Below are 14,249 nucleotides of genomic sequence, written 5' to 3'. Positions count from 1 at the left end.
TTCTAGTTTAGCACATTGTGAAACACCGTCTCTACGTTTTAGAAAGGTCGGATTACCAATAAAAGATTTAGTTGTGATATAATAACGAATAGAAAAACGGAGACCCTATCAGACAAGGATTTCCCTTATAGAGCCGTTTAAGACGGTGGCATTTTAGGGTTAAATAACCGCTAGCTCTGCCAAGCTAAGGCGGTTATTTTTTTCGCTGATTTTTAGTCAACTCAACAACTGATGCCAATAAGGCTACGATAAAAGTACCGAAAGCCAACATTAATTGTAGGGCATCCGAAACGGACACTCATGCTACTCCTTTCATAGGATCTGAGCTTATCGTTGTAACACCATAAGCACCACCTCCAATTGGAAATAGCCACCGCCTTAACTTCTCTACAAAGTAAGATTATATAGGAATTTTGACGGATTCCCTAGAAAAAGGTCGATTGAAATTTGACCACCAAAAAGGAGCTAGCTGGTCATCTTAATTCCAACAATACTAATAAGTAACATCACGACAAACGCCCAAGTGATGGCCGAAATTTTGTCACCAAATAAGACAATTCCGGCGATCACGGTTCCAACTGCGCCGATGCCAGTCCAAACGGGATAGGCGATGGCTAAAGGTAATGTTTTAGTGGCGTGGGCGAGTAAAAAGAAGCTAATTAGCATGCCGACAAAGGTGACAATGGTTGGCGTGAGGTTAGTGAATCCGTGACTAAATTTCATAGCGATTGCCCAAACGACCTCAAAAAGGCCTGCGATAATTAATGTAATCCAATTCATAAGAAATCCTCCAAATAAGTGAGCGTAGCAAAGCGGTTAGAAAGCGGAGTGTAAGTGTCCTCTGAGAGAAATTCCTGGGTTTGGAATTTTTCTCAGAGGTCCTTACAAGTAGCTTTCTGCTTGGCGTTGCTGGCTAAAAGAAAATGGTACCCCTCACAATTCCTTCAAAGACCTAATGGAATTGTCAAAAGTACCAACAATTGCTGCCCGGTGGCAGTCGTTATTTAGTTAAAAATATCATAGCACATTTTGTGGTCAAAAGAAAAGCTGACAGGTTATTTATTTGACGTTCAGTTTTTTCTTCAACGCGTAGGTTAATAATTGAGAAAAATTAATATTTGTGTGAATGTTCTTTCATTGAGGTGATTTAGGCTACGCATTTAATGAACCGGCAAATAGTACATTGCCGCCAAAAATGCCAATCCATCGAAGACCATGTGAGCTAAGTAAGATGGCCAGATGGTCTTGCTGTGGATGAAGGTTGCATTGAGGAATAAACGCTCAACTGCAATGATGACCAGCATTTGAATCAAATTCCAGTTATAGGTTTGAAAATGAAGCATGCCAAAGATAAACATTGATGCCAGCATCGCGATCCCGAGACCAGCCCGGCGACTGAAATGGTAATACTCAATCAAGAGCGCAGCAATCGTTAAGAAGATGACAATACTAAGGAGTTCTTCATTCATTAGATCAAAGAGATCTGAGAAGATACTCTGGAAGTATGCCATTAATTGATTGCTTGATTTCCCGATTTGGGTAGCCGCCCCATTTTCGCCTAAGGTTCCCCCTAGTTTCGGGATGACGGTTGCTGCCACGTATGCGTAAATTAATTGGAGAATGAACATCATGGCGCCAAAGCCAAAGTCGGACCAACGTGGCTTGCCAAATAAGCGAAGCAGGCGACCTTGGCTAAGGTACAAGACCCCGCCAATCATAATAATGGCTGGAATTATATCGTCACAAACGGTTATCGTCCAGTAACTTTTGAAATTTACAGCCGCAGCAAAAGCCACCCAGATGACCGTGCCAATTGAAACAAACAGGAGTAACGCCCAGAGTCGCCACTGATCAAGCTTGGTATCAAGTATTGGGAATTCTTGTTGGTCAGTTTTGCGTTCAAACCAAAAGTGTTCCATTGCTTTCAACTTCCTTTCGTTAAGAGGACCCTTAGTTATAGTTAATGTTGCTCACTGTGATTAGGATCGCGGTGCCATTGCAACTAAAGATGCGATGGTATCAAAAATAACGTGAACCGTGTAAAAAAGATTGATTCACTGCGAGCATAGACAGCGTTTAAGAAGTTTACTTACTTCTTCAATACCCGGACCCGGTAGACCGCGTCAATTTTGCTCAAACGTTGAATTAATTTGTTGTCCGCTTCGTTCTTTAGATTATCCAGATCAATGATGGTGTATGCCACGCCATCTTTAGCGGCATTACTCATGCTTTCAATATTAATGCCGGCATCGGCCAAGGCGGTTGCAATTTGACCAACCATGTTCGGAATGTTTTTATGAATAATCGTCACCCGATAAGGGGCGTTAAATGGCACTTGGAGGTTAGGCAAATTAACCGAATTCATAATATTACCTGTTTCCAGATAGGTCATGATCGTATTGGCTCCTTGAGTTGCCCCATTAGCCTCGGCTTCAATCGTTGAACCGCCAATATGTGGCGTTACCACAACATCGTCACGATTAAGCAGGATGTTTTCGCCAAAATCAGTGTAATAAGTTCTGATTTTGCGGGCGTCCAATGCATCTACCGCAGCGGTATTATCAACGATACCACCTCTGGAATAATTGAAAAGTTTAACGCCGTCTTTCATGATTTCCATTTGCTCGCTGCCAATTAAGCCGGTTGTTTCTTCATTCTTTGGAACGTGAACGGTGACGTAATCAGCGTGGGCCAACGCTTCACCCAGCGTTCTCGCCCGGGTGATGTTGGTTGAAATGTGCCATGCCGCATCAGCCGATAAGTAAGGGTCATAGCCAATGACTTTCATCCCAAGGGCACTGGCGGCATTCGCAACCAATGAGCCAACGTGGCCGACACCAATGACAGCAAGGGTTCGACCGGTTAGCTCAGTCCCCTTAAATTTAGTTTTGTCTTTCTCAGTTCTTAATGAAATATCGGCGCCACTGTTATGAGCAGCATAATCTGCTGCAGCAAATAAGTTTCGTGACGAGGCAACCAGCAGGGCGATAATCAGCTCCTTAACGGCATTGGCATTACTCCCAGGAGTATTAAAAACGGCGGTTCCATTCTTAGTGGCTTTGTCCAAGGGAATGTTATTATAGCCAGCCCCCGCCCGGGCAATCACCTTAAGGCTCTTTGGAAATTCTTGATCATGCAAATTCACGGAACGGATTAAATAGGCATCCGCGTCATCTGTTTTATTAATTTGGTAGTCGTCGGTAAATTGATCCAAACCTGCTTGAGCAATTGCGTTATAAGTTTTTACTTGATACATGTCTGTTCCTCCTAATGATTCTTTTCAAAGTTGTGTAAGAAATCAACGAGTGCTTGAACGCCTTCAGTTGGCATTGCGTTGTATAGACTGGCCCGCAAGCCACCGACACTCCGATGGCCTTTTAAATTCATTAAGCCGGCATCCGATGCGGCTTGGATGACTTGCTTATCAAGATCTGCGTCATCAGTTGTAAATGGCACGTTTGTTAATGAACGATCAGATTGCTTGATATAGTTGGTGAATAGTTTGGATTCATCCAAGAAATCATAAAGCAAGCTCGATTTCTTGCGGTTGATCTTTTCAATTTCGGCAAGGCCGCCTTGTTGCTTGAGCCATTTAAGAACGAGTCCAGTCGCATAAATTGCAAAAACCGGTGGCGTATTAAACATCGAATTTTTCTTAACAAATAACGAATAGTTGAGGATACTGGGGATGTGTTCAACTGGTTTAACCAGATCGTCTCGAACAATGACGATGGTCACGCCGGCAGGGCCGAGGTTCTTTTGGACTCCGCCAAAGATTAAGCCAAAGTCATTCACGTTGTATTCTTCCGCCATGAAATTGGACGACAAGTCACCAACCAAAGTGACATCGCCATGTTCAGGCAAAGTATGGTAAGCAGTTCCTTCAATCGTGTTGTTAGTCGTGACGTGAAGATAGTCATACTCAGCTGCGGAAAGTGGTTTATTTGAGTGAGGGAGTTGTCGGTAATGATCGGCTTTGGTTGTGGCCAAGACGTCGACAGCCACACCCAAATTAGCTGCTTCGTCACCTGCCCGAGTTGCCCAGTGACCACTGTCTAGCAAGGCAATTCGTTTGTGATCGGTGGCGAGATTAAGTGGAACTGCCGCAAATTGGCCGGTGCCGCCACCTTGGAAAAATAATACATGATAGTTGTCGGGGACATGCATTAAATCACGAATATCTTGTTTAGCCGTATTGATGATGCCGTCAAACATGGCAGAACGATGAGAAATTTCCAAAATGCTCATACCGGTTCCCTGAAGTGATGGTAACTCTGCTTGAATTTGCTTAATCACCGGATCTGGTAGCGTTGCTGGTCCCGCCGCGAAATTATAAACCGTCATAGCTCAAAACTCCCTTTATCATAAATTAAAAGCTCCCACAGATTGACACTGTGAGAGCTCGTTAGCATAGCAGTTTTAACGGCCTCACAGTGTGATGTAACATCATCCGTGTAAGGCCTTTTGTCGAAAATATCGCACTAAAAGATGGCCTACCCGCATGACACCGTAGACCAGGAGGATGATTTAATTGTAAAAGTCATTAAATTCACGTTCATGTGAATACCTCCATTTCTTATAATTAAAATCTAACAGAACCCACAGACAAATGCAACAGTATTTTGAATAATTTTGCATGGCGGGGTTTACTTGAGTATAACCATCATGGTAAGTTTTAAGCAGCCAATTGAATGATGAGATCTACCTAAACATATTTGAGAAACATTTTGGAGGAAACCAACATGACTGACTTTTACTTCATTCGCCACGGCCAGACTGCGGCAAATGCCATTGGCCTAAAGCAGGGAATCATTAATACGGAAGTGACATACCTTTCGGAAACTGGAAAGAAACAAGCGGAAAGTTTACATCAGGGTTTCGATATCTCGTTTGCGGATCAAATCATCGCAAGCCCATTACAACGGACTAAAGATACCGCAAACATTTTAAATCAGAGTGCGAACTTACCGATAACCTATGACAAACGGTTGCTGGAAATTTCCTATGGCGATTGGGATGGCCAGAAGAACGCTGAGTTGGAAGAGAAGTATCCAGAAGTATTTGACCACGTTTTAAACGATGTGCTGCCAATTTATGTCACGGTGGCGGGTGGCAATACCGAATCATTTGAAGACGTTATCGCCAGAGCACAGGACTTTATGGGCAGCGTTAGTCAGAAATTCCCTGATGATCAGATTATTGTTGTCACCCATGGCTTCACAATCAAGGCTGCGGTGCTGGCTGCGATGGGCTCCCCTAAAGAAATGATGGTCATTGAAGAACCCGATAATACAAGTGTGACCAAGATTACGTATGCCCCTGAAAATCACTCATATTATCTGCGCTACTATAACCGAGTTGTTCATTCAGGCTTTTAGGCTTTTGGTTGACAAAATGTGGTGATTCCGTTATATTTGGTGCAGATATCAAACGAGGAGGAATCACCCATGCAATTTGTAGCCGTACAATCAACTTGTTGTCAGATGTGTCCAGCTCAAGTTAACGCTGAGGGTGGTCTCTTTAAACAATCCATTTGTTAGAGTAAGTGTGATTTAAGTTGCTTATCAATGGATTCTGGAGTGTCACAGCTTTTGGCGTTAACTGAAGCTGTGGCACTTTTTTGTTTGGAATAAGAAAATTCGTTCAGTTTTGACGTATTTAATCTATAGATGCATCAAATTAAGGAGATCCATCATCATTTTGGAGGAGAAAACATGAGAAAGTTAAGAATGTTATTGCTGGTCGCAGTCATTGGAATAATCACAGTTGGGTTAGCGGCTTGTGGGCAGTCCAGCAATCAAAAAACAAATTCCAGCAAGAGCCAAACCTTGAATCTCAGTACGACCGCACCACTGGACACAATTGATATTTCTAAATCAACTGGTTATGGTCAGACAGGGAATGCGTTTGAAAGTTTTTATCGCCTTGGCAAGAATGGGAAGCCAACCGCCGGCCTTGCCCAAAGCGCCAAGAAGTCTAAAGATGGTAAAACGTGGACATTTAAATTACGCAATGCCAAATGGAGTAATGGCGATCAAATCACTGCACAAGATTTCGTTTATTCATGGCGGCGAACTTTGAACCCCAAGACTAAATCAACTTATGCTTATCTGTTTAGTGGGATTAAGAATGCTGACAAGGTAAACGCTGGCAAGCTTTCACCAAATGCCGTTGGGATTAAGGCGACTAATAGCAAGACCGTTGTTGTTCAACTCGAAAAACCAATTGCCTACTTCAAGGTTCTTATGTCCTACCCACTCTTTGGTCCTCAGAACCAAAAAATTGTTGATAAATATGGAAAGAAGTATGGCACTCGTTCACAATATATGGTTTATTCAGGACCATTTACAATTAAGAATTGGAACGGAACTGGCAACAAGTGGCAATTTGTGAAAAACAATCAATATTGGGATAAGAGCGTCGTTAAGCTCAAGAAGATTAACTATACGGTGGTTGCCAGCCCAACAACTGGTTTGGAGCTTTACCAACAGGGCAAGCTTGACTTGACGCCGCTGTCTAATCAGCAAATCAAGAATTACAAGAACAACTCAGAGTTCAAGCAGTACCCTTACTCACTGGTGAGCTTCTTGGAATATAACTTTAAAGATGCCAATAGCACGAAACGTAAAGTGATGAGCAATCGAAACATTCGGACAGCTATTTCACTTTCCATTAATCGCAAACAGTTGACCAAGAAAGTTTTAGGGGATGGATCAGCAACTCCAACCGGCTTTGTCGCCTCTCAGCTCGCCCACGATCCAAGGACGGGGACGGATTTTGCCAAGCAGCAGGCGGTTGCTAATACAGTTGATCATAATGAAAAGCTGGCTAAGCAGTATTGGGAGAAGGGGCTGAAACAAGTCGGAGTCAAAAAAGTCAACTTGTCGATTTTGGCCTCAAGCGATGATCAAACCAGTAGTCCAGTGACCCAGTATTTGAAGGCCCAGTTTGAGAAAGTTCTGCCAGGGATGACGTTAAACATTCGCAACGTGCCTGGCCAAGTCGCAACCCAAGATGCCTTGAAGGGTGAGTTCGACATTTATCTTTCTGGTTGGGGTGCCGACTTCAATGATCCAATTTCATTCTTACAAATTCCTGAGTCCGGGACAGCTTATAATTATGGTAAATATCGTAATGAAACTTATGATAAGCTGATTAATCGAGCTCAGAACCGCGATGCTAATAATGCAGGTCAACGTTGGGATGATTTGGTTCAGGCTGCCAAAGTATTTAACAAGGATCAAGGAATGACGCCACTCTATCAACAAGTCACTTCCTACTTACAGAAGCCTTCACTGAAAGGTGTGATTCATAATACTGCCGGTACTCAGTGGAGCTATAAGTATGCTTATATGAAATAAATAGCATGTTAGAAGCTTTTAACTGTTTCAAAATAGTTAAAAGCTTCTTTATTGTAATTGAAGACAATTTTAATTTTCTAATTTTTCTGCCATTTTTGTTGTTTCCGTGCTAAACTAAAGGGAATTAAACATCATATGAGGTGATTAAATGACAAGAAAAATTGCTGTTATTGGAATGGGAAATGTTGGCTCAACGGCCGCACATTACATAGTTGCTTGTGGATTTGCGGATGATTTAGTGTTGATCGATACCCGGGAGAAAAAGGTTGAAGCAGACGCGACGGATTTTGAAGACGCGATGTCAAATTTGCCTTTCCATACAAATATTACGGTTAATGATTATTCGGCGTTGAAGGACGCTGATGTGATCATTTCGGCATTAGGAAACATTAAATTGCAAGATAATAAGAATGATGACCGCTTTGCTGAGTTACCATTTACCAGTAAGGCAGTGAAATCAGTTGCGCAAAAGATTAAGGATTCAGGCTTTAACGGGATTATTGTTGATATCTCCAACCCCGTGGATGTGATTACATCCATGTATCAGCAAATTACCGGCCTACCAAAGAAACACGTTATTGGGACTGGCACGTTACTTGACTCATCCAGAATGAAGCGGGCAGTGGCTAAAGAATTAAACATCGATCCACGTTCGGTTTCAGGCTATAACTTAGGTGAACACGGGAACTCACAATTTACTGCTTGGTCAACGGTTCGCGTTTTGGGTCATCCAATCACGGAAATTGCCAAACAACGAGGCTTGGATTTAAACAAGTTGGATAAGGCCGCCCGTGAAGGCGGTTTCAATGTGTTCCATGGCAAAAAGTACACCAATTATGGCGTAGCAACCGCTGCAGTTCGTTTGGCCAATACGGTTATTAGTGATTCAAGAACGCAATTAGCCGTATCAAATTATCGGGAAGAGTTGGACACTTACTTATCATACCCAGCAATTGTCGGCCGAGATGGCATTCTGGAAAAAGTGCAACTGGACTTAACAGATGAAGAAAAAGAAAAATTACAGACTTCTGCTAACTTTATTAAGACGAAGTTTAAGGAGTCGATGAATAGTTAGTGTGCGCAGTGAAGCGCTTAGGTGCGGTTATATAAAGGGTCGATCATGAAAATCCTGATTTTGGATTTTCATGATCGACCCTTTATATATCTAGCACCTGCTTCACGGAGCACCATTAATCAATTTAACAATTCCAAATCCCAACTTCAACGATTTTGAACCACCAAATTCCCACTCATTCGCCAAAATTTTCGGGCAGCACGATCCAGGTTAATTTGTTTAACAATGTGATCCTGAGTTGTCGCATCGTACTGATCCTCGTCTTCTTCAGCGGTGTGTACCTCAAAACTATGGTAAATAACGGTGCGACCACTAATTTCAAACCAATTAGGTGTCAACTGTTTTTCCTTGATCGTAATGTTCTTGTCCGGCCATACTAAATAACGGGTGGCGTCGTTTGTCCGTGAAAGTTCAACTTGCCAGCCTGATCTCAAGTCGGAAACTTCCTGCCACCGCTGGATATGCACGTGGTTGATCGCATAATAGATAATGCTAGCATATTGAAGTTTACGGTTAGTTTTAAGACTAGCTGTCGATAACGGTTGATATTTGGTGGCTTTAGTCTGGCGGGGCTGGTCAATTTGGCCGGCGGGCTTATCAACTTGTCCTTGGGTAATGAGCATGAAACCAATCAATCCAAGTCCAAGGAGGAATATGCTAATGATGAGCCCAGATCGTTTGCACAATCTCAATTCCCCCTTGCCAAAATAATGATTATTGCTGTTATTGGTATCATTTAAGCACAATTGATGCCGATAAGGAAGTGATGATCCCGTAAAACAGCCTTAACGAACAAGTACATATAGCCAGTAAGCCGCAAAACCAATACACAAGCCAATGGACCCCAATCCTAAAATTCTCACCGAGCAAACAAACGTCTTGGTCTTTACCTGTTCTGCCGTAAACAGTCGCATTTGCTTAAAGATAAAAGGTACAGTCAGCAAGATTGAAATCATGGCAACCGGATAGACCCCTAAAAAGATTGCCAAGAAGATCAATAGGATTGCCAAAACGTTTGTGGCGTTGAACATAAAAACGGCACGAGGGACGCCGATGTAGTGAACAATTGTTTTGCGATTATTCAACCGATCCTCTTCGTCATCACAAATATTATTAGCCAGCATGATATTGGCGATCCAAATAAATAATGGTGCCGCGGCCAGCAAAATTTCCCATAACAATTCAGCATTCCAAGTGAAAAGTTGGTAGGAATTAATGTAAACTGAAATAAGAACAATCATGACCCCCATCGTAAACCCAGAGGCAATTTCCCCAAATGGTGTGCTGGAAATTGGTCGTGGCCCCGATGAGTACAGGATTCCGATCGCAAAGCAGAAGACTCCCATCCACAGCAATGGCAGGCCAACCTTATACGTGAGATACAGGCCAATCCCAGCTGACGGAATGATGAAGGCAGCGAGGATAAAGACCACCAAAGCGGGGGAGATGTGTTCGCGGCCAATGATGTTTGTTTTTGATTTGTACTCGTCTTTGTCCGAGTGGTAGTAGTCGTTAAAGTTGTCCAGCACGTTCACGGTCGCATCAAATAGAATCATTGCAATAAAGAAAAGGGTGGCATACAGGCCATTGACGGAACCCAGAAAATACCAGCTGAAAAAGAGGCCGGTGATAAACGGGAAGACACTGGCACTCAAAATTTTAAATTCAATTAATTCGGTAAACGTCGCTAAATTCATTAAAATCCCCACAATCTGCTAAAATAATTTCAGAATCTATATTAGATTATACCAAAGGAGCTCCACCATGACGCTAACAAATCGCACCCCAGAACCTAAAGTTGAATCGTTATTTAATGAATTGGCCCCCAACTATGATTCGATGAACTCATTAATTAGTCTCGGATTACACCGCAATTGGCGCCGGTTTGCCATGAAACGCCTGAATATCCGGCCCGGCGCTTTTGTAATTGACGTCTGTTGTGGGACCGGGGATTGGACGGTGGCTTTGGCCAAAGCGGTGGGGCCAGCTGGTCGGGTTGTCGGCTTAGATTTCAGTGATGAGATGCTCAAAATCGCTGCAAAGAAACTCAAGGCTGCAAAAGTTGCCGACCGGGTGACCTTGGTTCGCGGGGATGCCATGCACTTGCCGTATGAAGCTAACGCTTTTGATATTGCCACAGTTGGTTTCGGCTTACGAAACGTTCCCGATGCCAATCAAGTACTGACCGAAATGGCCCGAGTTGTTCATCCAAACGGTCAGGTTGCGTCGCTTGAAACCTCTCAGCCGACATTGCCGGTTATTAAATTTGGCTGGCAGATCTATTTTAAATTAGTGCCAATTATGGCAAAATTTGCGGTTAATAAATATCAGGAATATGCCTATCTTCAACGAACAACCAAAGAATTTGTGTCCGCCAAACAATTAGCCCAGATGTTTCGCCAAGCCGGGATGACCAAGGTTTCCTACCAAATGTTGACCTTTGGCGCGGCGGCATTTCACCTTGGCTGGGTGAAAAAGTCAAAATAGTCCTTGCCAACCCTGATTAAAACGGCTATCATGTAATTAACTTATTCTAAGGAGTTTTTAATGATGATAAACGATCAAGAAACTCAATTGAATAGTTGCCGATATTACTTTTGGTTTTTCCAGATCTGATCTGTGATAAGCCAAGAGATTTTCATGATGGAAATTAAAGGCCGCGCAGATCAGCAATTGACTGTGCGGGATTAAACCAATGGTGGGTCCTTTTCAGTCAATTAACTGACTGCGAAGGACCCTTTTTTAGGACCGCTACGCAAAGCAGAGGCCTGCATCTAAGATCCTTCCGCCTCAAACCCAGACCCGGGGCTTGAGGCGAAAGAATCTTAGACTCCGGTCTCTAACCGCTTTGCTCCGCGCACTTTTTTGAGAGGAGAACATATTATGAGTAAATTATCAGACAAGATGAACAAACGGGTGGCTGCGTTAACACCCGCCACAATTTTAACCTTCAACCAGAAGATTTCAACAATTCCAGATATTGTGAAATTAACTTTGGGTGAACCTGACTTCAATACCCCGGAGCACGTGAAGCAAGCTGCTGTTAAGGCAATTGATGACAATGAAAGCCACTACACCAATTCAAGGGGAACCGATGGCTTGCGGCAAGCAGCAGCGGGCTTTTTGCACAAAAAGTATGGTTTGAATTACGATCCGGCAACGCAAGTCTTAATGACTGCTGGGGCCACTGGTGCCATTTATTCCTCATTAACTGCAATGCTTAATCCTGGCGATACGGTTATTATTCCAACACCAATTTTCCCACTTTACGTTCCGATCGTGCTGTTGGCTGGTGCTAAACCAGTCTTTGTGGACACTTCGGATAATGGGTTTGTGTTGTCACCAGAAAAGTTGCAGGCTGCCATTGATGCCAATAAAGGTACTGTCAAAGCAGTTATTTTGAACTTCCCCAACAATCCAACTGGGGTTACATATCATCAAGATGATTTGCAAAAACTTGCGGATGTGATTTCCAAGTACGATATGATTTGCTTGAGCGATGAAATCTATAGTGAATTGACTTACGATGGCACTCATGTTTCGATGGGGACCATTTTACCAGAACAAACGTTAGTGATGAACGGGGTTTCCAAGTCCCACGCCATGACTGGTTGGAGAATTGGGATGATTTGTGGTCCGGAAGATATCATTAGCGAAGTGGCGAAAGTCAGTGAATTTACGATCACCTCGTTGGCCACCAATACGCAGGCGGCTGCCGAGGAGGCCTTCAAGAATGGTATGGACGATGCGTTGCCAATGAAGAAAGAGTACCTGGCTCGTCGAGAGTTGTTGGTTGCCGGACTCGCTAAAGCCGGCTTTACTTGCCCGAATCCAAATGGGGCCTTCTACGTCTTTGCCAAGATTCCTGAAGGTTTGAATCAGAATAGTGAAGCCTTCTGTTACGAACTTGCCAAGGAAGCTAAAGTAGCATTGATCCCAGGTTCATACTTCTTGCCAGGCGGTGAAGGGTATGTTCGAATCAGTTACGCGGCCAGCGAAGAGAATCTCAAGAAGGCAGTTGAGCGGATTCAAAAATATGTTGCTAGCAAGTCGATTTCTGAAAAATAACTACTAAAGGAGTTTGAAATAACATAATGAAAATTTTGATGTATACCTCACGCCCCGATGAAAAGGCCCCAATTGATGAGTGGGCCAAGCAAAATGGCGTCCAAGTTGATACCAATACCGTGCCATTAAGTGAAGAAACGGTTGATCTGGCTAAAGGTTATGATGGTATTTCGGTTTTACAACATGGCTCAGTTGGCGGCCCAGAAGTTTATCGGCAGCTCCACAAATTTGGCATCAAGCAGATGGCCTTGCGAAGTACCGGCTATGAAATCGTTGACCTCAAGGAAGCGGCCAAGAATGATTTAGTTGTCACCAATGTGCCTGCCTACTCACCTCGTTCAGTGAGTGAGTTAGTCTTAGCCCACGTTATGTGGTTATTGCGCCATCTGGGTGAAGTTAAGGAACGGGAAGATCGGGGCGATTTCAGTTGGAAGGGCATCGAAGCCAAGGAAATTCATACATTGACTGTGGGGATTATCGGTGCCGGCAAAATTGGGAGTGCGGTTGCCCGAATCTTTAACGCCTTAGGGGCCACAGTAATTGCGGCTGATCCCATTCACCGCCCAGAATTAAATGATACCCTCACTTATGTTGACCACGAGACTGTCTACAAGACAGCGGATATCATTACAATGCACACGCCATTGACGACTGAAACCCACCACATCATCAACGCCCAAGTCTTCAAGAAAATGAAGCCAACCGCGATTTTTATTAATGCGTCAAGAGGACCGGTTGTTGATACGCCGGCGTTAGTTGCCGCTTTAGAGAATCATGAAATTGCTGCGGCTGCTATTGATACGATTGAAGGAGAAAATGGCATTGTGGGCCAAGACTTATCCGGCCAGCCAATTAACAATGAGAATCTAAAGAAATTGCTGGCCATGCCAAATGTCAACGTTAGCCCTCACATTGGATTTTACACAGAAGTGGCTGTTCAAAACATGGTTCAGTTTGCCTTAGATGATGTATTAGCCGTTCTTAATGGTCAACAGAGCCCTCATCAAGTTAATTAGAGGCTAGACAAATGCGTAGAAAAGATCGAGAAGTTACTGATATTAATGAAATCAAAGCCATCTTGCATGACTCCCACGTCATTCACAGTGGCTTTCGGACTGAAGATTACCCGTATGTGGTGCCAACCAACTTTGGTTATGAATTTGACGATGCCAATCACCTCACCCTGTACATGCATGGCGCACCAGTCGGCCACAAACGGGATTTGATCAAACAGGATGGCCGGATGGGCTTTGAAATCGACGATGGCGGTCAATTAATGACGCCAGAAGATCCCAAGGAAAACACCCCGAGCTTTGCTTATCGAAGCGTGATGGGGTATGGGGATGCAGAATTGGTTGACGATCCTGAGATTAAGCGTCATGCTTTGCAACTGCTCTTGTCACATGAGACCGGGCAATCGATTGATCTGTTTGATATTTCAGAAAAGACCATTGATTACGTTGGGGTGATCAAGGTTACTGTAAAGAACTACACAGCTAAGGAACATGTAGCTGGTGAACCGGGATTTAAATAAAATAACCATTTAAATATTAATTTAAAGCGGCATGATCTGGTGAGAATGGAACTGGCAGGTCGTGCTTTTTTGTTGTCATAGAATGTATGAAACCGATTACGTAAATTGATACGTTGACTGGTTACTTATGTTAAAATAAAATTGTTTAAGGGTAGTTGCCATAGTTCTTATAAGGGCTGTGGTTTATCAAATTTGAGGGGGAGTTATGTTA

14 protein-coding genes are annotated in these 14,249 nt (G+C 43.4%); 7 read left to right on the top strand and 7 right to left on the bottom strand.

Annotation, left to right across the window (positions count from 1 at the left end; all coding sequences use genetic code 11):
- Nucleotides 1-193: 193 nt before the first annotated feature.
- The 5 genes from KTE19_RS13880 to serC form a co-directional block, all read right to left on the bottom strand.
- Nucleotides 194-271, bottom strand: coding sequence for a putative holin-like toxin (locus tag KTE19_RS13880; protein WP_249778404.1), 78 nt, complete (start codon nucleotides 269-271; stop codon nucleotides 194-196).
- Nucleotides 272-465: 194 nt separating this feature from the next.
- Nucleotides 466-780, bottom strand: a complete 315-nt coding sequence (locus tag KTE19_RS00615) for a DMT family transporter (protein ID WP_217161959.1) — start codon at nucleotides 778-780, stop codon at nucleotides 466-468.
- Nucleotides 781-1,160: 380 nt separating this feature from the next.
- Entirely contained in the window at nucleotides 1,161-1,919 is a 759-nt protein-coding gene (locus KTE19_RS00610) for a CPBP family intramembrane glutamic endopeptidase (protein WP_217341381.1), read from the bottom strand.
- A 170-nt stretch (nucleotides 1,920-2,089) separates the two neighbouring features.
- A complete protein-coding gene (locus tag KTE19_RS00605; RefSeq protein ID WP_217161963.1) occupies nucleotides 2,090-3,256 on the bottom strand; it encodes a phosphoglycerate dehydrogenase in 1,167 nt (388 codons plus the stop codon).
- 11 nt (nucleotides 3,257-3,267) lie between these two features.
- A complete protein-coding gene (gene serC / locus KTE19_RS00600) occupies nucleotides 3,268-4,344 on the bottom strand; it encodes a 3-phosphoserine/phosphohydroxythreonine transaminase (protein ID WP_217161965.1) in 1,077 nt (358 codons plus the stop codon).
- 398 nt (nucleotides 4,345-4,742) lie between these two features.
- Between serC and KTE19_RS00595 the strand changes: the two genes are divergently transcribed.
- From KTE19_RS00595 to KTE19_RS00585, 3 genes are all read left to right on the top strand, one after another.
- Nucleotides 4,743-5,378 carry a histidine phosphatase family protein gene (locus tag KTE19_RS00595; RefSeq protein WP_217161967.1) on the top strand — a complete coding sequence of 212 codons (636 nt, stop codon included), beginning with the start codon at nucleotides 4,743-4,745 and terminating at the stop codon, nucleotides 5,376-5,378.
- Between the two features lie 336 nt (nucleotides 5,379-5,714).
- Entirely contained in the window at nucleotides 5,715-7,361 is a 1,647-nt protein-coding gene (locus KTE19_RS00590; RefSeq protein ID WP_217341380.1) for a peptide ABC transporter substrate-binding protein, read from the top strand.
- Nucleotides 7,362-7,509: 148 nt separating this feature from the next.
- Nucleotides 7,510-8,436: an L-lactate dehydrogenase gene (locus KTE19_RS00585; protein ID WP_054748937.1), complete on the top strand. Its 927-nt coding sequence runs from the start codon at nucleotides 7,510-7,512 to the stop codon at nucleotides 8,434-8,436.
- A 146-nt stretch (nucleotides 8,437-8,582) separates the two neighbouring features.
- Here the strand turns inward: KTE19_RS00585 and KTE19_RS00580 are convergent, their stop codons facing one another.
- Both KTE19_RS00580 and KTE19_RS00575 read right to left on the bottom strand, forming a co-directional pair.
- Nucleotides 8,583-9,122: a hypothetical protein gene (locus KTE19_RS00580; RefSeq protein ID WP_217341379.1), complete on the bottom strand. Its 540-nt coding sequence runs from the start codon at nucleotides 9,120-9,122 to the stop codon at nucleotides 8,583-8,585.
- A 99-nt stretch (nucleotides 9,123-9,221) separates the two neighbouring features.
- Nucleotides 9,222-10,133, bottom strand: a complete 912-nt coding sequence (locus tag KTE19_RS00575) for a prenyltransferase (protein ID WP_217341378.1) — start codon at nucleotides 10,131-10,133, stop codon at nucleotides 9,222-9,224.
- A 67-nt stretch (nucleotides 10,134-10,200) separates the two neighbouring features.
- On the opposite strand from KTE19_RS00575, the gene KTE19_RS00570 reads away from it, so the two are divergent.
- From KTE19_RS00570 to KTE19_RS00555, 4 genes are all read left to right on the top strand, one after another.
- Nucleotides 10,201-10,923: a demethylmenaquinone methyltransferase gene (locus KTE19_RS00570; protein WP_217341377.1), complete on the top strand. Its 723-nt coding sequence runs from the start codon at nucleotides 10,201-10,203 to the stop codon at nucleotides 10,921-10,923.
- A 396-nt stretch (nucleotides 10,924-11,319) separates the two neighbouring features.
- Nucleotides 11,320-12,504, top strand: a complete 1,185-nt coding sequence (locus tag KTE19_RS00565) for an aminotransferase class I/II-fold pyridoxal phosphate-dependent enzyme (protein ID WP_217341376.1) — start codon at nucleotides 11,320-11,322, stop codon at nucleotides 12,502-12,504.
- 23 nt (nucleotides 12,505-12,527) lie between these two features.
- Nucleotides 12,528-13,520, top strand: coding sequence for a D-2-hydroxyacid dehydrogenase (locus KTE19_RS00560; RefSeq protein WP_217162046.1), 993 nt, complete (start codon nucleotides 12,528-12,530; stop codon nucleotides 13,518-13,520).
- Between the two features lie 11 nt (nucleotides 13,521-13,531).
- Entirely contained in the window at nucleotides 13,532-14,038 is a 507-nt protein-coding gene (locus tag KTE19_RS00555) for a pyridoxamine 5'-phosphate oxidase family protein (RefSeq protein ID WP_217161983.1), read from the top strand.
- Nucleotides 14,039-14,249 lie beyond the last annotated feature (211 nt).

The sequence above is a fragment of the Lentilactobacillus dabitei genome (genome assembly GCF_019061365.1).
GTDB lineage: Bacteria > Bacillota > Bacilli > Lactobacillales > Lactobacillaceae > Lentilactobacillus > Lentilactobacillus dabitei.
This window is presented reverse-complemented; position numbering and strand designations above follow the sequence as displayed.